This is a genomic window from Aeromicrobium sp. YIM 150415 (genome assembly GCF_016918125.1).
GTDB classification, from domain to species: domain Bacteria; phylum Actinomycetota; class Actinomycetes; order Propionibacteriales; family Nocardioidaceae; genus Aeromicrobium; species Aeromicrobium piscarium.
In genome coordinates this window covers 89,010-108,008 of sequence record NZ_JAERWM010000015.1, presented here as the reverse complement: position 1 = coordinate 108,008, position 18,999 = coordinate 89,010, and the positions used below count along the sequence as shown (strand labels likewise).

The following is an 18,999-nucleotide window of genomic DNA, read 5'->3' as shown; positions in this document are numbered from 1 at the left end:
AAAAAGGACAGTAGGCGATGCCGGCATGAGAAAACACTGCCGGTTCGCTCGCTGCGCTCGCTCATGGCCCTTCCCCGGTCGCTCGGTGGTCGTCACTCCCAGCGAAAGTAGCGTGCCGCCACCGCGCCGGCGAGCATCGTCCACGCCACCAGCACGATCAGGTGGACCGGATCGGGCCAGTCCCCGGCGACCGCCTGCTCCAGTCCCAGGACCGCCGCGCCATTGGGGGTGAGCCCCACGATGCTCTCCGCCCACCCGGGAAGGGCGCTGATGGGATACCACACGCCCGCGGTGAACATCGAGGGGAAGAACACCGCCGTCCCTATGACCGAGGCGGTCTTCGCCGAGGGCGCGAGTCCGGCGATCAGCGCCCCGCAGGCGAGATTGGCGGCGACCGCGAGAACGTAGACCAGCGCGGCCGGTCCGAGCGCGGCGATCCGGGCATCGTAGGCGACGTAGCCGACGAGCAGGGCGAGTCCCGACCCGATCAGCACCGCGCCCGCATGGAGCACACCCTGGGCGAACAGCAGGTCGCCCGCCCGCGCCGGAGTGGTGGCGTACCGCCGCAGCACCAGTTTCTCGCGATAGGTGGAGATCACGGCGGGCATCGTCATGAGCGAGGCCATGATGGCGGTCAGGATCAGCGCCGTCGGAAGATACAGATCGATGGTCCGCAACCCGCCGAGATCCTCGCTCGGCGTGCGGAAGTCGGGGATGAGTCCGAGGATGCCGAGCAGGGCAGGCGGGAAGACGATGATCCAGAACAGCGCGCCGGGCTCCCGCAGCATCAACCGCGTCTCGGCGCCGAGGACGGCGCGGGCGGTGGTGGTCGTGCTCATCGGTTCGCTCCTTCGGATTCGCGGCGGACGACATCGAGATAGGCCTCGTCCAGGCTCGACTCGGTGATTCTCAGGCCGTGCGGTCGGATGCCCTCCCGCGCCAGGTGGTCCAGGACGGCGAGCACGCCGTCGTCATCGGTGACCACCTGGACCGTCTGGTCACCGGAGGTCACGTCCGCGACTCCGTCGAAGGAGCGCAGGACGTCCAGGGCGACACTCGCCGACGGTGCGAACCGCATCACCGCGGGTGCGGCGGTGCTGCCGACGAGACCCGCCGGCGTGTCGAGGGCGATCATCCGCCCTCGCTCGATCACCGCGAGGCGGTCGCACAGGAACTGCGCCTCCTCCATCAGGTGGGTGACGAGAACGATCGTCGTGCCGGCCTCGCGCACTTCCCGCACCAGCGACCACACATCGCGCCGCGACGCCGGGTCGAGTCCCGTGCTGAGCTCGTCGAGGAGCGCGATACGGGGTCGGCCGATCAGGGCCAAGGCGATGGAGAGACGCTGTTGCTGGCCACCCGAGAGCGCGGTCCAGGCATGTCCGAGGCGTTCGGTGAGGCCGAGCTGGTCGGCGAGCTCGGCTGGATCGCGAGGATCGTCATAGAAGCTCGCGAAGAGATCGAGGGCCTCGCTCACACGGAGCTTCGGCTGTAGGCCGGCCTGCTGGAGCTGTACGCCCAGGTCACGTTTAGCGGTGGCGCGGTCACGGGCCGGGTCGACGCCGAGGACCTCGACGGTCCCCGCGTCGGGGCGGGCCAGTCCGGCGATGCAGTCGATCATCGTGCTCTTGCCGGCCCCGTTCGGACCGAGCACGCCGAGGATCTCACCGGTGGCCACCTCGAGGTCGATGTCATCGACGGCGACGACCGATCCGTAGGTCTTGCGTAGCCCGCGGAGCCGGATGGCAGGGGCGGTGGTCGTAGTCATGCCTCCATCCTGGAAGACGGAGCGGGTCCGGGGCATCGGCCGATCCGCCAGAGCCGGGTCAGCCGATCGGCCAGCCGGCGAAGTAGGCGATCGTCGGCGCGACATGGTTCACTAGTGCACCAGGAGGGGAGTATCCCCACTCACGTCCGACTCGTCATCACGTGCGACACCGATGTCGTCCCGGGTCGGCGGCCGGTTTCCACCCGGCGGGAGAGACCTCCGGTGACTACGCACGCACCGAAGGATTCTCTGTGGACGTCTCCCTGCTGACCTGGCTCGTCACGATCGCCGTCATCGCCGGCTTCTTCGTGTTCGACTTCTTCGCCCACGTACGCACTCCGCACGCCCCGACCCTCAAGGAATCCGGCTTCTGGTCGGCCTTCTACATCGGCATCGCGATCATCTTCGGTCTCATCGTCGTGTGGGTGTGGGGTGGCACGTTCGGCGGTGAGTACTTCGCCGGCTATGTGACGGAGAAGGCGCTCAGCGTCGACAATCTCTTCGTCTTCGTCATCATCATGGCGAGCTTCTCGGTGCCGCGGGAGTACCAGCAGAAGGTGCTGCTGATCGGCATCGCGATGGCACTGGTGATGCGCGGCGCGTTCATCGCTCTCGGCGCCGCGGCGATCAATGCCTACGCCTGGGTGTTCTACCTCTTCGGCGCGTTCTTGATCTACACGGCCGTCAAGCTCATCATCGATCACGTCAAGGACGACGACGATGAGGGTGACAGCCGCATCGCGCGGCTGGTCAAGCGCGTCCTGCCGACCACCGACGAGTATCACGGCGACCGTCTCACCGTGCGCATCGGCGGCAAGCGCCTGGTGACGCCGATGCTGCTGACGCTGGTGGCGATCGGCTTCGCCGACCTGGTCTTCGCGGTCGACTCGATCCCGGCGATCTACGGTCTGACCCAGGAGGCGTATCTGGTTTTCACGGCCAACGCCTTCGCGCTGCTGGGACTGCGGCAGCTGTTCTTCCTCATCGGCGGCCTGCTGGACCGGCTGGTCTTCCTCTCCTACGGACTGTCGCTGATCCTGGCCTTCATCGGCGTCAAGCTGGTGCTGCATGCCCTGCACGAGAACACGCTGGGCTTCATCAACGACGGCGAGCACGTGAAGGTGCCCGAGGTCTCCACGGGCATGTCGCTGATCGTCATCGTCGGGATCCTCGTCATCACGACGGTCGCCAGCCTGCTCAAGACCGGCGGCAAGGCGCAAAAAGACCCCACCCTCGAGGACTGAGCGCCGCCGGCGTTCAGCCACGAGCACTGCCTCGATCGCCCGTCTTGCGGGGGTGAACCACGCGTGTTCAACTCGATGGCGAAGGGATAACCCTCCCGAGCCGCTGCGGCTCGCCATCAACAGGACGGCTCGCGTGACCCACGACGTCAACACCTCTCAGCAGTTCCTCGAACCCCAGGCCTTGGCGGCGATCGTCCGGTTGGACGACACGGGGACCGTCATCGGATGGAGTGACGCGGCCGAGCAGATGAAGGGATACCCGGCGGCCGACATCATCGGGCGATCCTTCGAGACCTTCTATCGAGACGCGGACCGACGACGCGGTATCCCCCAGCGACTGCTCGAGACAGCGCGGCAGGAGGGATTCGTCCAGGACACGGGGTGGCGCGTACGCGCCGACGGGACCGAGTTCTGGGCCCACGTCATGATCACCGCGGTCTCCTCAGGCCGCGTCGATCAGGGATTCGTCAAGGTCGTCCGCGATATCACGCCGGCGAGGCTCGAAGAAGAGTCCAGGCAGCGGTTTCTCCGCACCTTCGTGCACGATTTTCGGACCCCCGTCACCGCGCTCGTCGGTTACACCGCGCTGCTCCAGGAGAGCGTGGACGAGCCTTGTCCCCTCCTCGATCATATCGCCACAGCGAGCGATCAAGTCGCGGATATGCTGGGGGAACTCGCCGACCTGGCGCACGCGGAGACTCCTCGACTCGCGGTGGTCGCCGCTGAAGAGATCGAACTGGACGAGGTCGTGCTCGATGCCGTCGCGGTCGTCCTGCCCGGTGATGTCTACGAGAGAGTGACCATCGCGGGGGATCGGTCGATCACGGCTCACATCCAGCGTCATACCCTCCTGCGCATACTCATCAATCTGCTCGACAATGCCGTCAAGTACAGCGATGAGGACATCGTCGTCCAACTCACCGAGGACGATCAGAGGGTCGTCATCGCCGTGCACGATGGCGGCGGGGGCATCGCCGAGGAGGATCTCGAGCGCATCTTCCAGCCCTACTACCGTGCCCACCGCAGCGATGTGGTGGACGGCGGAACCGGCCTCGGACTCCCCAGCGCCCTGGCTCTGGTGAACTCACTGGGCGGGGATCTGCGAGTCCACAGTGTGGTGGGTCGAGGCTCGACCTTCACCGTGACGCTGCCGCGCGTCCCGGACGCGGGCACACCGTACGAATCTGGCCCCCAACAGTCGCTCGCGGCCTCCTGACAGCGTTCACAGCCGGCCGCGGAGGGAGCGGTCGGCGGCGCGCTGCTGTTCGAGCGCCGCGATGAGGGTGCGGGCATCGTGCGGGCCACGGTGCCGGATGCCGTTGAGGAAGAAGGTCGGGGTTCCGCGCGCGCCGCTGGCGAACGCACTCGCCTCGTCGTCGCGCACCCGATCGCGGACCTGGGCATCGGCGCAGTCCTCAGCGAACTGGTCGAGGTCGAGGCCGAGCTGGTCGGCATAGCCCACGAGGTCGTCGTCCTCCAGGTGGGCCTGCGACCCGAAGAGCAGTCCGTACATCTCCCAGAACTTGCCCTGCCGTCCAGCGGCCTCGGCCACGATCGCGGCGTCGAGGGCCCGCGGATGGACGTCCTCGAGCGGCAGATGACGCACGGCGAAGCACAGATCGTCGCCGAAGTGGGCACGCAGGTCGTCGCCCATGCCGGTGCTGCGGGCGCAGAACGGGCACTCGAAGTCGAAGTACTCGACCACGACGACGGGCGCGGCGGGATCGCCGTGGATGTGGTCGCGCTCAGGGTCCAGCGGCGGATCGAGCACCATCGGCAGGTCGGCGCTCTCCTCTCCCAGCCGGTTCCGCGCGACACGGAACACGACCCAGCCGAGCAGCCACGAGAGCCCCATCGCGATGAGCACGCCGATGACCGCGAAGCGCGCCGTCTCGCCCTCGAAGGCCAGCGAGACGATCAGGAGCGACATCGTGAATCCGATCCCCGAGAGCGCGGCTCCCCCGGCGACGCTGCCCGGACCGACCCCGTCGGGCAGGGTGCCGAGCCGCAGCCGGACCGCGGCCCAGGCGCCGAGCGAGATGCCGAGGGTCTTGCCGACCACGAGCCCGGCCACGATGCCCCAGGTCACCGGGGAACGCAGCGCATCCCCGAGCACACCGCCGCGCAGGTCGACCCCCGCGTTGACGAGGGCGAAGATCGGCACGATCACGAGGGCGACCGGGGCGGCGATGACGGTGTGCAGCCGCTCGTTGACCGAGATCGACCGCGCCAGGCCCGCCTGTGCCGTCCTGGCCACGCGGGCCTGCGGCGACTGCCAGTAGTCGCGGAAGAGGTACTTGGCCCGGATGACGTCCTCGCGCTCGGGCGCCGCGGCCGGGACCAGCAGACCCGCGGCCATGCCGGCGAGCGATGGGTGGATGCCCGACAGCAGCGTCGCCGCCCAGAGAACGACGATCATGACGACATAGGGGCTGCTGCGCCACTGACGCGACCGTCCGAGCAGCCATAGCAGGCCCAGGCAGACGAAGGCGATCAGCAGCGGGGTGACCGCGAGGTCGTCGGTGTAGAAGATGCCGATGATCGAGACCGCGAGGAAGTCGTCGACGACCGTCAGCGTCAGCAGGAAGACGCGCAGCTGGTTCGACATCGCGGGGCCGAGGAGCGCCAGCGCGCCGAGCAGGAAGGCAGTGTCAGTGCCGACCACAGCGCCCCAACCACGTGCCGCCTCACCCCCGGCGATCGCCAGGTAGATCAGCGCTGGCAACGCCACGCCGGCGAGCCCGGCCACCAGGGGAACCAGGGCGCGGCGGCGGTCGCGTAGCGAACCGACCGCGAACTCCTGGCGCACCTCCAGTCCGATGAGGAAGAAGAAGACCACCATGAGGCCGTCGTTGACCCAGTGGTGCAGATCCATGTCGATGATGAAGTCGCCGATCTCGACCATGATCGGGATCTCCAGCAGATGCTCGTAGCTGGCGGAGAACGGCGAGTTGGCCCACACCAGCGCGAACAGCGCGACGCCCACCAGGAGGAGCGCGCTGCCGGACTCGGTCCGCAGCCGTTCGATGACCCGCTGGACCCCCGCGTCGACCGCACTCATATCGCTCACCTCTCGGACAACTCCGCCGAGCGTCAACTTACTCCCGGTGAACCCGGTGACGGGCGTGGTCGGCGACGGAGGCGACGATTCCGCGCTGGATCTCCATCGACGTATCCCATGACGACACCTCGATACCGTGATCGGCGTCCTCGATCGTCACGAGCCGAGCGCGGGTCCCCTCGACGCGCTCGGGCAGCCAGGCGGGGTCATCGGTCCCACCGATCGCGAGGTGCTCGGCGCCGGCGGTCCGCAATGCGTCGCCGATCGCGTCCTCCATCAGCAGCGGAGTGAGCCACACGCCGGGTACTCCTGCGTCGACCGCGATCGGCAGCGCCCAACTGCCGAAGGACTTGCCCACGACGAGGCCGGGGGTGCGATCCAGCGCCGAGCAGGCGCTCCGGTACGCGTCCTCGACGAACTCTCGGGACCGCGCGCGGGCGGCATCGTCCACGGTCCAGCTCACTGTCGCCACGCACCATCCGTCGTCGGCGAGCGCTCGCGCCGACCAGTACAGCAGGGGCGCTTGCGCGGTGTAGCCCGCTCCGGGCAGGATCACCACGGCAGGACCCTCACTCTGACGAGAGTCGATGTCCACGTGGACCATGGACGTCACCCTACGCCGATTCACCGGGAGGCCGGATGGAGCAGACGACCGCACGCGACATGACCTTCGAGGTCGAACGAGGCGGGGAAGGGCCACCGGTCGTGCTCCTGCACGGGTTCCCCGAGACGGCCGCCAGCTGGCGAACCGTCGCCGGCCTCCTGCACGATGCCGGGTACAGCACCTCCGCCCCGAACCAGCGCGGCTACTCCCCCGGGGCGCGGCCCGACGGCGTCGAGGCCTACAGGATGGACACCTTGGCCGATGACGTGCTCGCCCTCGCCGATGCCTGGGGGCTCGACCGCTTCCATCTCGTCGGTCACGACTGGGGCGCGGCGGTGGCCTGGAAGCTGACAGCTCTGCACCCCGAGCGAGTCGAGACACTGACGGCCGTGTCGGTGCCGCACCTGGCCGCGTACGGGTGGGCGCTCGCCCACGACGCCGATCAGCAGCGCCGCGCCTCCTATATCGGGCTGTTCCGGGACGGGCAGCGCGCCGAGGAGCTGCTGCTGGAGGACGATGCCCGGCGGCTGATCGCGATGTTCGAGGGGCGCGTCCCGGCCGATCTCGTCGGGGAGCACCTCGCGGCCCTGCGCGAGCCGGGAGCGCTGACCGCGGCCCTGAACTGGTATCGCGCCATGACCCCCGAGACCGACCTGCCGGCGGTCCAGGTGCCCACGACCTATGTCTGGAGCACCGACGACCAGGCTCTGGGGCGGGCCGGAGCGGAGCGCTGCGGCGATCATGTCGATGCCGACTACCGCTTCGTCGAGCTGGACGGGATCTCGCACTGGGTTCCCGAGGAGGCACCCGGCGAACTCGCCGAGGCCATCGTGTCGCGGGCCTCAGGACAGTGACGCCGCGGGTGGCGGCCTTGCGCCGCTATCCGGTCAAGGCCATGGGCGGAGAGTGGCTGCGAACGGTCGATCTCGACAACCGCGGGCTGGTCGGTGACCGCTGGTTCGCGGTGACCGACCACGACGGACGATTCGCGGCGTTGAAGGACACCCGGCGCTTCAGGCGGCGCGACCGCGTCGCCGACTACCGCGCGAGCACCGCCGGCGATTCGGTCACCGTGTCGTGCGGCGAGGAACGCTGGACTGTCGGCGATCCGCAGCTCGATGATCATCTGAGCGCACGCCTCGGCGCTCGGGTGAGCGTGACCGCGGAAGACACGACACCGCATCAGGACATGGGCGCGGTATCGCTCATCGGATCGGCGACATTGCAGTGGTGTGCCGAGCGCTGGGGTCCCGTCGGGGACGCTCGCCGGCTGCGCGCCAATGTCGTCGTCGAGACGTCCACGCCCTTCGAGGAGGAGGACTGGGTCGGTTCGACGGTGACCCTGGGGACTGTGGTGCTCCGGGTCGTCGAGCGGGTTCCACGCTGCCGCGTGATCGATGTGGCTCAGGACGGCGTCGTGCCCGAAGCTAGGTGGCTGAAGGATGCCGGGAGGGAGCGAGACCTGTGCCTGGCGGTCTACGCCGACGTGATCGAACCGGGAGTCATCACGCTCCACGATCGCGTGCTGACGAGTCCCCGATCGTGACCTCGCCCTAGCGCGCCGTGCCGAAGCAGCGAGAATCGGGGAATGACCGTGCCGACCACCGCCGCGATCGACGAGCTGTCCGAGGAGCTGTCGCCCGGAAGTGTCCTCACCGACCCGGAGATCCTCGCGTCCTATGAACGCGATCGCGAGCTCTGGGCATCTGCCGTCGCACCGCTCGCGGTCGTGCGGGCGTCCACTGTTGAGCAGGTCTCGACCGTGCTGCGCTGGGCGACCCGGCACAGCATCCCCGTCGTACCGCGGGGTGCCGGATCCGGATTGGCCGGTGCCGCGAACGGTGTCGAGGGTGGGATCGTGCTGTCTCTCGAGGCGATGGACCAGGTGCTCGCCCTCGACCCGACGGATCAGTACGCCGTCGTCCAACCCGGGGTCGTCACCGCCGAGCTGAAGCGCCTGGCCGCCGCCCATGGCCTGCGGTATGCCCCCGACCCGGGGTCGGCCGAGTTCTGCACGATCGGCGGCAATGTCGCGACCAATGCGGGCGGACTGTGCTGTCTGAAGTACGGCGTCACCCGCGATTCGGTGCTGGGCCTCGAGGTAGTCCTCGCCGACGGGCGGATCCTGCGCCTCGGCGGGCGCACCGTGAAGGATGTGGCGGGACTCGACCTGCTCGGACTCTTCGTGGGAAGCGAAGGGATGCTGGGGGTCGTCACCGAGGTCACGGTGCGTCTGCGGCCCGCCCCGCGATCGGTCGCGACCCTCGTCGCCAGCTTCGACGAGCTCGCGGCGGCCGGGCGAGCGGTGGCGGGAGTCCTGACCGAGGGCCGCCCGAGCATGTGCGAACTGATGGACGCGCCGACGCTGCGTGCCGTCGAGGAGTACCGGCCCAGCGGCCTGGATACGGACGCGGCGGCATTGCTGCTGGTGCAGACCGATGACGGCGACGTCGAGGCGATCGAGCGGTGCGCGCGAGCCTGCGAGGAGGCCGGTGCCGGGTTCGTGATGACCACGCAGGACGAGGCCGAGTCCGAGCTGCTCACGATGGCGCGCAGGACCGCACTGGACGCCCTCGAAGCCCAGGGACAGTGGCTGTTGGATGACGTGTGCGTGCCGCTCTCGGCGGTGCCGGACCTCGTTGCGGGATGCCAGGAGATCGGGACACGTCACGGGGTGACCGTGGCGTGCTTCGGCCACATCGGCGACGGCAACATGCATCCGACAGTGGTCTTCGATCACGGCGACATCGCGGCCGAGTCCCGCGCGCGGCGGGCAGCCGAGGAGATCGCCCGGCTCGGACTGCACCTCGGCGGCACGGTGACCGGCGAGCACGGGGTGGGCCTCGCCAAGCGAGATCTCATGGCCGAGCAGGTCGGCCCGGTCCACCTGGACGTCCAACGAGCGGTCAAGGAGGCTCTCGATCCGGCCGGGATCCTCAATCCCGGCAAGTCCCTGGGCTGAGCGGGCCCCCGCCATGGTGGCGGTACGCCATCAACCGCTCCCGCGGGGTGGCGGTACGCCATCAACCGCTTCCGCGGGGTGGCGGTACGCCATCAACCGCTTCCGCGGGGTGGCGGTACGTCATCAACCCCATCGGGCGCGGATAACGTTGGCAGGCTACCGCCCGTGGCGAGCGGTTCATCACTCGTGGCGCGCCAGGCTCTCCAGGTGGCGGCGGAGCGTCGCGCGCAGCTCGGCCGGGCCGAGCTCGCCGTGCGGGGTGATCGCATCCAGGGTCAGGCCGCCGATGAGGGCCGCGAGACGATCCGCCTCCTGCTCGGCCGCACCGATCCCCGCCGAGGCGAGCGCCGTGCACAGCGCCTCGCGCAGATCGCGTCCCATCCGGGCGGTCGCCGCCGCGAGGATCGGCCGAGTGCGCGAGGCGACGACGAACTCCACGAGCACGGCGGCCTCCTCCCGTCGCTCGACATCCACCGGCAGAACCTCCTCGACGAAGACGGCGAGCCGCTCCGGCCACTCGGCGCCGAGGTCGTCCAGCCGATGCGAGGCCAATCGCTCGCCCATCCGCCGGCCGACGTCCTCGGCCGTGGCCGTCAGCAGATCGTCGCTGCCGTCGAAGTAGTGCCGCACCGAGCCGACATTGAGCTCCGCCTCGTCGGCCACTCTCCGCAGTGACAGTGCCGCCGCGCCGTCACGGGCGACGAGTCGCGAGGCGGCGGCGACCACGTCCGCGCGCCGCTGTGAGGCGTCGATCCGGGCCGGCATCGCTCACGCCTCCCGGCTCGCGGGCAGCGGTGGGTCAGGCACCTGTCGGAGCACCGGAGAGGTGCCTAACCCACCGCCCACCCGGCGGGAGGGATCCAGGGTCTCGGGACGACGCTCGACACCGTCCATGGTCAGGCCGCCCAGACCGGCTCGGCGGTCTCGCGGACCGCGCCCGCATCGTCGATCACCAGGTAGCGATCGAACTCGCGAGCGAACCAGCGATCGTGGGTCACGGCGAGCACGGTGCCGTCGAAGGCGCGGAGGGCCTGCTGCAGGGCCTCCGCGGACAGCAGATCGAGGTTATCGGTCGGCTCGTCGAGCAGGAGCAGCGTCGCGCCGCCGAGCTCCAGCAGCAGGATCTGGAAGCGGGCCTTCTGCCCGCCCGAGAGCGAGCCGAAGTCCTGTTCGGCCGAGGTCGCGAGCTCGTAGCGATCGAGTGCCCGCGACGCGGTCTCGCGGTCCATGCCGTCGCGGTGCTCGTCTCCTCGGTGGAGGATCTCGACCAAGGTCCGGCCGTGCAGGTCCGGCCGGCCCTGCGTCTGCGCGAACCATCCGGGCCGTACCCGTGCTCCGAGTCGAGCCGTTCCCGTGTGCTCGACCGGCTCGATCGGCAGATCGCCGACCGGACGGTGCTGGACATCCGGCTGGCTCCCGCCGGCCGCGAGCAGCCGCAGCAGGTGGGACTTGCCGGTGCCATTGGGTCCGAGCACCGCGAGCCGATCGCCGTACCAGACCTCCAAGTCGAAGGGATCGGTCAAGCCGACCAGCTCGAGGTGGTCGCAGATGATCGCGCGCTTGCCGGTCCGGCCGCCCCGAAGTCGCATGTCGATGCGCTGTTCCCGCGGCCGCTCCTGTGGCGGGCCGGCCTGCTCGAAGCGGGCGAGCCGGGTCTGCGCGGCGCGGTAGCGCGAAGTCATGTCGGAGTTGTACGCGGCCTTCTGCTTGTACATCTGGACCAGGGCCTTGAGCTTCGCGTGCTCGTCGTCCCATCGCCGCCGCAGCTCGTCGAGTCGCTCGAAGCGTCGTTCGCGCGCCTCGTGGTAGGTCGCGAAGCCACCCGGATGGGTCCACGTGGTGTTGCCGGCGGCTCCCAGCTCGAGGGTGACGATGCTGTCGGCGGTACGCGCCAGGAGCTCACGATCATGGCTGACGAACAGCACGCTCTTGGCGGTGGCCCGCAACTGCTCCTCCAGCCAGCGCTTGCCCGCCACATCCAGATAGTTGTCGGGTTCGTCGAGCAGCAGCACCTCGTGGGACCCGCGGAGGAGTGCCTCCAGCACGAGACGCTTCTGCTCGCCGCCGGACAGTGTGCGCACATCGCGCTCGCGGCACGCCTCGAAGGGCTCGCCCAGCGCCGCGACCGTGCAGGTGTCCCACAGCACCTCGGCCTCGTAGCCACCGGCGTCGCCCCATGCCGCGAGGGCTGACGCGTAGGAGAGCTGGGCCGACTCGGTGGCGACCTCGGTCATCCGCCGTTCGGCTGCCGCGAGTCGTTCCGCGGCCTCACGCACCGGTCGTGGTGCCACCGAGAGCAGCGCGTCGGCGATCGTCTCGGCCGACTCGTCGATGAACTGCCACATGATGCCGAGACCACCGGCCACCTGCACGGCGCCGGACGAGGCGCTCAGGGTGCCGCCGATGATCCGCAGCAACGAGGTCTTGCCCGCGCCGTTGGCTCCGATCAGCGCGACCTTGGAGCCCTCCGCCACCCGGAAGGAGACGTCATCGAGCAGCACGCGACCGTCCGGGAGCGTCAGCGAGCAGGCGGAGACATCGAGATGACCCATGACTCCTGTTTATCACAGTCGAGATAAACAGGTGCCCGCCCGGGGTTGTCGACGTGTCACAGTCGGGCGATCGGCGAACTGTGCAGATCTGGGGTAGTGAGACCGATGTCACAAACGGAAGGATCGAGGGGATACCCCTCGACCCGAAAGGGCCCCGTGAGTACCAACAACTCCATCCACGCGCGCTACGACATCGACGAGATGCCTCCGTGGGGGGAGGCGACCCTGCTCGGCATCCAGCACGTCCTGGTCATGATGGCCAGCAATGTCACCCTGCCGATCGTGCTGGCCACCGCGATCGGCGCGACCACCGGAGAGACCGCGTTCCTCGTCCAGGTCGCCCTCCTGGTGGCCGGCCTCACCACCTTCCTGCAGACGGTCGGCTTCGGCCCGGTCGGCTCGCGGCTCCCGATCGTGCAGGGCACCAGCTTCGGCTTCCTGGCCGTCTCGATCCCCCTCGCCCAGGACTACGGGATCGCCGCGGTCTTCGGCGGAGCCATCTTCGCCGGCGTGGTGCAGGTCGCCCTCGGCTTCAGTCTCAGGTGGCTGCAGGTGCTCTTCCCGCCACTCGTCAGCGGCATCGTCGTGCTGGTGATCGGCATCGGCCTGCTGCCGACCGGCATGGCGCTGTTCGCCGGTGGCAACGGCTCACCGGACTTCGGCTCCTTCGCCAACCTCGGCCTGGCCTCGCTGGTGCTGGTCATCATGCTCGTGCTCTACCGCTTCGGCAACGGGCTCATCGGGGCCTCGGCCGTGCTCATCAGCCTGGTCATCGGCTATCTCGTCGCCATCCCGATGGGCAAGGTCGACTTCGCCGAGATCAACGAGGCCAAGTGGTTCGCGATCCCCACCCCGCTGGAATTCGGTCTGGACTTCCCGGTGGCGGCGCTGATCGCCATGGGGGCGATGGCGATCGCGACCTCGGTGGAGACCATCGGCGACCTGTCCGCGGTCACCAAGAGCGGGGCGGGCCGCGAGGTCACCAAGAAGGAGATGTCCGGCGGCGTCATCGCCGACGGCGTCTCCACCGCCTTCGCGTCGCTGTTCAGCGCGCTCCCGAACACCACCTTCGGCCAGAACGTGGGACTGGTCGCCTTCACCGGCGTCATGAGCCGTCACGTGGTGTCGATCGGCGCTGCGTTCCTGGTCTTCCTCGGGCTCTTCCCGAAGCTGGCAACCCTCATCGCGCTGATGCCGTCCTCGGTGATCGGGGGCGCGGCGGTGGTCATGTTCGGCATGATGCTCGGCGCGGGCATCAAGCTGATCGCCGAGAACCCGCTCGACCGTCACGACATGCTCGTCATCGCGGTGTCGATCGGCGTGGGCCAGGGCTTCGCGGCCGTGCCCGACTCGATGGCGCTGATGCCGGAGAACATCAAGGTGCTCCTCGAGACCGGCATCGTCCCGGCGGCGATCCTGGCCGTCGTCATGAATCTGACCCGGCCGAAGCCGGACGAAGGGGTGCCCCTCGACATCGATGTACCCCTCCCGGACTCGGCCCCGGAGGAACGACACGACCGACGCTGATCCGACACGTCAACTCATCTAACGCATCCGCACGACGTGTTAGATATTCGTCGCATCTTTAACACATCAGCCAGATGCGGCCGTTAGGATCGATCGGTGCTCGGCTATGACGATCCGCTTCCGGTGAGGCCCCGCCGGGTGCTCGTGGCGGGTGTGTCCGGCTCGGGGAAGACGACCCTCGCCGGTCGCATCGGGGAGGTGGCCGGCCTCCCGCACACCGAGATCGATGCCCTGTTCCACGGGCCGTCGTGGACGCCGCGCGAGGAGTTCCTGAGCGATGTCGAGGCCTTCGTCGCCGAGGACACGTGGGTCACCGAGTGGCAGTACCCGCCGGTCCGCGAGCTGCTCGCGGACCGCGCCGAGCTGATGATCTGGCTCGATCTGCCGTTCACCAGGGTCGTGCTGCCCCGTGTCGTCCGGCGCACGCTGCGCCGACGGCTGCGTCGCGAGGAGCTCTGGAATGGCAATATCGAGCCGCCGTTGCACACCTTCTTCACCGATCGCGAGCACATCGTGCGGTGGTCGGTCAGCACCCGCAACACCTACCGTGAGCGGATTCCCGCCCTGGCGGCGACTCATCCGCATCTCGCGATCGTCCGGCTGCGATCGACCGACGAGGCTGAGCGATGGCTCGCCGGACCGCTGCGTCGCGCCGTGTCGGGGTGAGGCGCTCAGCCTGCGAGGTCGTCGTCGCTCCAGAGCGACGCGCCGGCGTGCCCGAGGAGCAGCTTGGGGTAGTAGGTCGACGCGAACCACGGGGCGGCCTTGGAGCCGCCCAGCACGCGGTCGAGGACGACGCCGCCGGCGGTGAGGCCGTAGCCGAGCGAGCGGCGATACCGAGGGCGTGAGGCGATCACCTGAGTCGCCGCCAGCAGGTAGCCGTAGCGGGCCGCGGCCTTCGCCGCGCCGCGGATGCGGCCCTCGTGGTGGCGATCGAGCCACGCGATGAGCGCCGGGTGGGCATGGAGGGCCACGAACCGCAGCCGATCGGCGTCCTCGGTGCCCTCGCCGTGGTAACGCCGGACGCAGGCACGAGTGTTGTTGACGTACGCCCCTCCCCAGAGATCGGCGGCGAGCGCCGAGGCGATGACCGTGTCGGGGGCGGTGCCGCCGCGGCGGCGCACGATGCTCGGGGCGATCACGGCTCCGGCGGCAGCGGCTCCCGCTGTGATCCGCTCATTGGTCGGGGTCGCCTCGGGCCCGATGAAGTCGGTCCACGCCTGTCGCGCTCTGTCCTGCCAGCTCATGCCGTCATCCTCGCAGGCTCGGGCCTTCGCCACAGGACGAATGACCCTCCTATCCGTTGACACGGGTTGAGTCGCTGGTGGAGGACTGCTCAGTAAGCTGCACGCATGTCCGAGTTCGTGCTGTTCTGCCTGCCGGCCATCGTCTACCTGGTGGTGCAGTCGCGCGGACCGAAGCGCACCATCGGGGCGGCGATGGATCGCCTCGGAGCCCGGTGGGGCGCCCCCTCGGATTACGGACTGGCGCTGCTTCTGCTGCTCCCCCTGGTGCTGACCGGCTGGCTCGCCATCGTGCTGGTTCCAGCCGAGGTGATCGAGGAGCCGGGAGTCTCGGTCGCCTATCTGACCTCGGTGGGAGCCGCCGCCGCGATCGTGTTGCGTGCGGCCGGTGAGGAGGTCTTCTTCCGCGGGCTGCTCGGCGGCGTCCTCATCAGGCGGCTCGGCTTCGGGTGGGGCAACCTCCTGCAGGCGGTGCTGTTCCTCATCCCCCACCTGGCGCTCTTGATGGTCGACAGCCGGTTATGGCCGGTCATCCCCGTGCAGTTCGCGATCGGCTGGCTCATGGGATGGCTCCGCCACCGGACCGGCACCTTCGTGCCCGGCGCAGCGGTGCACGCGATCGCCAATATCGCCGCCGGGCTCATCGTGGGCTGACGCCTGCCCCGTCCTGCGGCGGTGCAACAGCGTCCATCCGCATGGCGGAACGGACGCTGTCCCACCTCCCGCAACGCAGAACGGACGCCTACTCACCGGCGAGACGTCACCGTGCGGTCTGCTTGATCAGCGCAGGCCGATACCTCCTGGCCGGGCCGAGGACTGCCATCGAGTGAGGATCCTCGGACGAGGAGCAACGCGCTCAGAAGAAGTCGCCGGCGGCGGCGCCACCGGTGGGCGGCTCGGGCTCGCGGGCCATCGGCGTGAAGCGCGAGTAGTGGCCCTGGAAGGAGACCGCGACCTTGTTGACCGGACCGGAGCGGTTCTTGGCCACGATGATGTCGGCCTCGCCGGGCCGCTCCGACTCCCCCGCGCCCGCCGCATCGGGCCGGTTGAGCAGCATGACGATATCGGCATCCTGCTCGATCGAGCCCGACTCACGCAGGTCCGATAGCTGCGGCGTCTTGTCGGTGCGCTGCTCCGAGCCACGGTTCAGCTGGCTGATCGCCACCACCGGCACCTCGAGCTCCTTGGCCAGCAGCTTGATCTGCCGGCTGAACTCCGAGACCTCGACCTGACGGTTCTCGACCCGCTTGCCGGAGGTCATCAGCTGCAAATAGTCCAGGACGATGAAGCCGAGACCGTGCTGCTTCTTGATGCGCCGCGCCTTGGAGCGGATATCGGGCATCGTCATGTTCGGCGAGTCGTCGATGACGATCGGCGCGGACTGGACGGTCAGCAGCGCACGGCCGATCGCATCCCAGTCGCGATTGGACATGCCGCCGCCGCGCATGTGGTGGATGGCGACCTTGGCCTCCGCCGAGAGCAGACGCATCGCGATCTCGGCGCCCGTCATCTCCAAGGAGAACATCGCACAGGGGATGTTGTCGCGGATCGCGGCCTGCCGGATGAAGTCGAGACCGAGCGTGGACTTGCCGACACCGGGACGGGCGGCGACGACGATCATCTGACCAGGGCGGAACCCGGTGGTGAGCTTGTCCAGATCGGGGAACCCGCTCAGCACGCCGCCGAGATCACCGTCGCGGTTCTGGATCTGCTCGATCTCGTCGATCGTGTCGGTCATCAGCGCCGAGAGCAGGTTGTAGTCCTCGCCCTTGCTCGCCCCGTCGACGTCGAGCACCTCGGCCTGCGCACGGTCGACGATCTCGCTGACCTCGCCCTGGCCGCTCTGCCCGAGCTGCGCGATGCGCTGGCCGACCTCGACGAGCCGGCGCAGGACCGCCTTCTCGTGGACGATCTCGGCGTAGTAGTCGACATTGGCGGCGATCGGCACGCCGGCGACGAGATCGTGCAGGTAGGTGGCCCCGCCGACCCGAGCGATCTCGCCCCGCCGCTGCAGCTCCGCCGCGACCGTGATGGCATCGGCCGGCTCCCCGCGGTTGGCGAGGTCGATGATCGTCTCGAAGATCAGCTCATGCGCGGGGCGGTAGAAGTCGCGCGCCTCGAGAAGGTCGGCGGCCGGGTCGATCGCATTCTTGCTCATCAGCATCGCGCCCAGAACGCTCTGCTCGGCGGCCATGTCCTGCGGGGGTACGCTGCCCGCTCCCTCAGGGGGCTGGGGCTCCTCGTACAGGTCCGCGACACTCACCGCTGATTCTCCTCCTCATGGGGTCTGGACTGCCACCGTACGGGGCCACGCCGACACTTTCGGGCAACGCTCCGACGCGTCACAGTAGACCCGTAGGGGCGTCCGCTTCCAGTGCGTTATCCACAGGCCCTGTGCATGTCTGGGGAGAACCGGTGGGAAACGCCGACGAGCTTGTGCACAGACCGTGGAAGACTCTGTGGACAGACCATCTCCCACGCGACGAAAACCTTCTCTGAACTGCGATAACACTCGCCACAGCGTGTGGAGAAAAGAAACTTCCGCACAAGCCTCGCCGCGTGGACAGACCGCCGTCGGGTGGCCGCCGAAGCCGCGTAGACTGCTCTACGATGCCCGTTTTCCCCATGTTCTCCCCAGCCCTATGAAGGACATCGACCGGCGCATCCTCGCGATCTCGATCCCGGCCTTCGCCGCCCTCATCAGCGAACCCCTGATGCTGATGGCCGATACGGCGATCATCGGTCACGTCGGCCGCGCCGAGCTCGCCGGGCTGGCCGCGGCGTCCACCGTGCTGATGACCGTCGCCGGCCTGTGCATCTTCCTCGCCTACGGGAGCACGGCCACCGTCGCGCGCCACCAGGGGGCGGGGGACGATCGACGCGCGCTGCAGAGCGCACTGGGCGGTGTCTGGCTCGCGCTCGGCCTCGGCGTGGTCCTCGGTGCCGGTCTGGCCGTCTTCGCACGACCCCTCGGACGGTCCCTCGCCAGCTCACCTCAGGTCGCCGATCTGGCCTACGACTATCTCGTCGTGGGCGCCGCCTCCGTCCCGGCGCTGCTGTTGGTGCTCGCCGCCACGGGCGCGCTGCGCGGACTGCTCGATCTGCGCACTCCCCTGATGGCGATGATCGCGGCGAACCTGGTCAACGTCGTCATCACGCTGGTGCTCGTCCACGGATTCGGATGGGGGCTGCGCGGCGCCGCGCTCGGCCTGGTGATCGCCCAGTGGTTCGCCGCGATCTGGCTGTGCCTGGTCGTCGTCCGTCGCGCCCGCGCCGCCCGCGCATCCGTCCGTCCCGATCTCGGCGAGGTGCTCACCGCCGCCACGGACGGGGTGCCGCTGCTCGTGCGCACCCTCACCCTGCGGACCTCGCTGATCATCGCGACCCTCGTGGCCGCCGGGCTGGGCGACGCGCCGCTCGCCGCCCACCAGATCGCCACGACGGTCGTGTCCTTCCTGGCCTTCGCCCTCGACGCCCTCGCGATCGCCGGGCAGACCCTCACCGGCCGCACCCTCGGCGCATCCGATGCCACCGGGACCCGCGCGATGACCCGGCGGATGATCGTCTGGGGGCTGGGGGCCGGGGTGGTGTTCGGTCTCGCGATCGCGGCGGCCTCGCCCCTCCTGGTGCGCGGCTTCACCTCCGACTCGCTCGTGCAGTCCACGGCCGTCCCCGCGCTGCTCGTGGTCGCGGCGATCCAACCGCTCTCCGGGGTCGTCTTCGTGCTCGACGGCGTGCTCATCGGCGCCGGCGACGGTGTCTACCTCGCCTGGGCGGGAGTGCTGGTGCTCGCCCTGTATGCGCCCGCGGCCCTCGCCGTCGGCTGGCTGGACGCCTCGTTCATGTGGCTGTGGGTCGCCTACGGGGTCTTCATCGCCGCCCGGCTCGCCACGCTCTGGTGGCGTCAGCGCGGAAACTCCTGGATGGTGCTCGGCGCCCGCTGACCAGGCCACCCGTGGCTCCAGTCCCGTTGGGCGGTGGGTTACACACCCCTGAAGGTCCGTGAGACGTGCGTAACCCACCGCTCCGACGATAGA

General features: G+C 69.1%; 17 protein-coding genes. 9 read left to right on the top strand and 8 right to left on the bottom strand.

What is annotated here, in order from left to right; genetic code table 11:
• Positions 1 to 92: 92 nt before the first annotated feature.
• Both JL108_RS10790 and JL108_RS10785 read right to left on the bottom strand, forming a co-directional pair.
• Positions 93 to 839 (bottom strand): ABC transporter permease, encoded by a 747-nt coding sequence (locus JL108_RS10790; protein WP_205198276.1) that lies wholly within the window; start codon positions 837 to 839, stop codon positions 93 to 95.
• Positions 836 to 1,768: an ABC transporter ATP-binding protein gene (locus tag JL108_RS10785; protein ID WP_205198275.1), complete on the bottom strand. Its 933-nt coding sequence runs from the start codon at positions 1,766 to 1,768 to the stop codon at positions 836 to 838. The genes JL108_RS10790 and JL108_RS10785 overlap by 4 nt, the downstream gene beginning before the upstream one ends.
• Positions 1,769 to 2,019: 251 nt before the next feature.
• Between JL108_RS10785 and JL108_RS10780 the strand changes: the two genes are divergently transcribed.
• On the top strand, positions 2,020 to 3,012 hold the full coding sequence (locus tag JL108_RS10780; RefSeq protein WP_205198274.1) for a TerC family protein: 993 nt from the start codon (positions 2,020 to 2,022) through the stop codon (positions 3,010 to 3,012).
• Between the two features lie 133 nt (positions 3,013 to 3,145).
• Positions 3,146 to 4,228 carry a HAMP domain-containing sensor histidine kinase gene (locus JL108_RS10775; RefSeq protein WP_205198273.1) on the top strand — a complete coding sequence of 361 codons (1,083 nt, stop codon included), beginning with the start codon at positions 3,146 to 3,148 and terminating at the stop codon, positions 4,226 to 4,228.
• Between the two features lie 6 nt (positions 4,229 to 4,234).
• Here JL108_RS10775 and nhaA read toward each other — a convergent pair whose 3' ends face one another.
• The gene (gene nhaA / locus JL108_RS10770) at positions 4,235 to 6,073 is read right to left on the bottom strand and encodes a Na+/H+ antiporter NhaA (RefSeq protein WP_205198272.1); all 1,839 of its coding nucleotides are present in this window, start codon (positions 6,071 to 6,073) and stop codon (positions 4,235 to 4,237) included.
• Between the two features lie 37 nt (positions 6,074 to 6,110).
• Positions 6,111 to 6,677 (bottom strand): hypothetical protein, encoded by a 567-nt coding sequence (locus JL108_RS10765; protein WP_205198271.1) that lies wholly within the window; start codon positions 6,675 to 6,677, stop codon positions 6,111 to 6,113.
• A 35-nt stretch (positions 6,678 to 6,712) separates the two neighbouring features.
• On the opposite strand from JL108_RS10765, the gene JL108_RS10760 reads away from it, so the two are divergent.
• The 3 genes from JL108_RS10760 to JL108_RS10750 are packed head-to-tail and all read left to right on the top strand — an operon-like array spanning position 6,713 to position 9,639.
• Positions 6,713 to 7,531: an alpha/beta fold hydrolase gene (locus JL108_RS10760; protein ID WP_205198270.1), complete on the top strand. Its 819-nt coding sequence runs from the start codon at positions 6,713 to 6,715 to the stop codon at positions 7,529 to 7,531.
• Between the two features lie 8 nt (positions 7,532 to 7,539).
• On the top strand, positions 7,540 to 8,223 hold the full coding sequence (locus JL108_RS10755) for an MOSC domain-containing protein (RefSeq protein WP_205198269.1): 684 nt from the start codon (positions 7,540 to 7,542) through the stop codon (positions 8,221 to 8,223).
• A 42-nt stretch (positions 8,224 to 8,265) separates the two neighbouring features.
• Positions 8,266 to 9,639 (top strand): FAD-binding oxidoreductase, encoded by a 1,374-nt coding sequence (locus tag JL108_RS10750; RefSeq protein WP_205198268.1) that lies wholly within the window; start codon positions 8,266 to 8,268, stop codon positions 9,637 to 9,639.
• Positions 9,640 to 9,819: 180 nt separating this feature from the next.
• On the opposite strand, the gene JL108_RS10745 is transcribed toward JL108_RS10750, so the two are convergent.
• Together JL108_RS10745 and JL108_RS10740 are read right to left on the bottom strand one after the other, a co-directional pair.
• Entirely contained in the window at positions 9,820 to 10,404 is a 585-nt protein-coding gene (locus tag JL108_RS10745) for a TetR/AcrR family transcriptional regulator (protein ID WP_205198267.1), read from the bottom strand.
• 131 nt (positions 10,405 to 10,535) lie between these two features.
• Complete coding sequence (locus tag JL108_RS10740) at positions 10,536 to 12,191, bottom strand: ABC-F family ATP-binding cassette domain-containing protein (protein WP_205198266.1); 1,656 nt, start codon at positions 12,189 to 12,191, stop codon at positions 10,536 to 10,538.
• Between the two features lie 156 nt (positions 12,192 to 12,347).
• On the opposite strand from JL108_RS10740, the gene JL108_RS10735 reads away from it, so the two are divergent.
• The gene (locus tag JL108_RS10735) at positions 12,348 to 13,718 is read left to right on the top strand and encodes a uracil-xanthine permease family protein (protein WP_205198265.1); all 1,371 of its coding nucleotides are present in this window, start codon (positions 12,348 to 12,350) and stop codon (positions 13,716 to 13,718) included.
• 96 nt (positions 13,719 to 13,814) lie between these two features.
• The gene (locus JL108_RS10730) at positions 13,815 to 14,384 is read left to right on the top strand and encodes an AAA family ATPase (protein ID WP_205198264.1); all 570 of its coding nucleotides are present in this window, start codon (positions 13,815 to 13,817) and stop codon (positions 14,382 to 14,384) included.
• A 5-nt stretch (positions 14,385 to 14,389) separates the two neighbouring features.
• On the opposite strand, the gene JL108_RS10725 is transcribed toward JL108_RS10730, so the two are convergent.
• Positions 14,390 to 14,965, bottom strand: a complete 576-nt coding sequence (locus JL108_RS10725) for a hypothetical protein (protein ID WP_205198263.1) — start codon at positions 14,963 to 14,965, stop codon at positions 14,390 to 14,392.
• A gap of 105 nt (positions 14,966 to 15,070) precedes the next feature.
• Between JL108_RS10725 and JL108_RS10720 the strand changes: the two genes are divergently transcribed.
• Entirely contained in the window at positions 15,071 to 15,616 is a 546-nt protein-coding gene (locus JL108_RS10720) for a CPBP family intramembrane glutamic endopeptidase (protein ID WP_205198262.1), read from the top strand.
• A gap of 202 nt (positions 15,617 to 15,818) precedes the next feature.
• Here JL108_RS10720 and dnaB read toward each other — a convergent pair whose 3' ends face one another.
• The gene (dnaB, locus tag JL108_RS10715; protein ID WP_205198321.1) at positions 15,819 to 17,156 is read right to left on the bottom strand and encodes a replicative DNA helicase; all 1,338 of its coding nucleotides are present in this window, start codon (positions 17,154 to 17,156) and stop codon (positions 15,819 to 15,821) included.
• 448 nt (positions 17,157 to 17,604) lie between these two features.
• Between dnaB and JL108_RS10710 the strand changes: the two genes are divergently transcribed.
• Positions 17,605 to 18,906, top strand: a complete 1,302-nt coding sequence (locus JL108_RS10710) for an MATE family efflux transporter (RefSeq protein ID WP_205198261.1) — start codon at positions 17,605 to 17,607, stop codon at positions 18,904 to 18,906.
• Positions 18,907 to 18,999 lie beyond the last annotated feature (93 nt).

Coding starts and splice junctions, on each gene's coding strand:
- JL108_RS10790 (WP_205198276.1), bottom strand. CDS start 839: ATGAGCACGACCACCACCGCCCGCGCCGTCCTCGGCGCCGAGACGCGG.
- JL108_RS10785 (WP_205198275.1), bottom strand. CDS start 1,768: ATGACTACGACCACCGCCCCTGCCATCCGGCTCCGCGGGCTACGCAAG.
- nhaA (WP_205198272.1), bottom strand. CDS start 6,073: ATGAGTGCGGTCGACGCGGGGGTCCAGCGGGTCATCGAACGGCTGCGG.
- JL108_RS10765 (WP_205198271.1), bottom strand. CDS start 6,677: ATGGTCCACGTGGACATCGACTCTCGTCAGAGTGAGGGTCCTGCCGTG.
- JL108_RS10760 (WP_205198270.1), top strand. CDS start 6,713: ATGGAGCAGACGACCGCACGCGACATGACCTTCGAGGTCGAACGAGGC.
- JL108_RS10750 (WP_205198268.1), top strand. CDS start 8,266: ATGACCGTGCCGACCACCGCCGCGATCGACGAGCTGTCCGAGGAGCTG.
- JL108_RS10745 (WP_205198267.1), bottom strand. CDS start 10,404: ATGCCGGCCCGGATCGACGCCTCACAGCGGCGCGCGGACGTGGTCGCC.
- JL108_RS10740 (WP_205198266.1), bottom strand. CDS start 12,191: ATGGGTCATCTCGATGTCTCCGCCTGCTCGCTGACGCTCCCGGACGGT.
- JL108_RS10725 (WP_205198263.1), bottom strand. CDS start 14,965: ATGAGCTGGCAGGACAGAGCGCGACAGGCGTGGACCGACTTCATCGGG.
- JL108_RS10720 (WP_205198262.1), top strand. CDS start 15,071: ATGTCCGAGTTCGTGCTGTTCTGCCTGCCGGCCATCGTCTACCTGGTG.
- dnaB (WP_205198321.1), bottom strand. CDS start 17,156: ATGGCCGCCGAGCAGAGCGTTCTGGGCGCGATGCTGATGAGCAAGAAT.
- JL108_RS10710 (WP_205198261.1), top strand. CDS start 17,605: ATGAAGGACATCGACCGGCGCATCCTCGCGATCTCGATCCCGGCCTTC.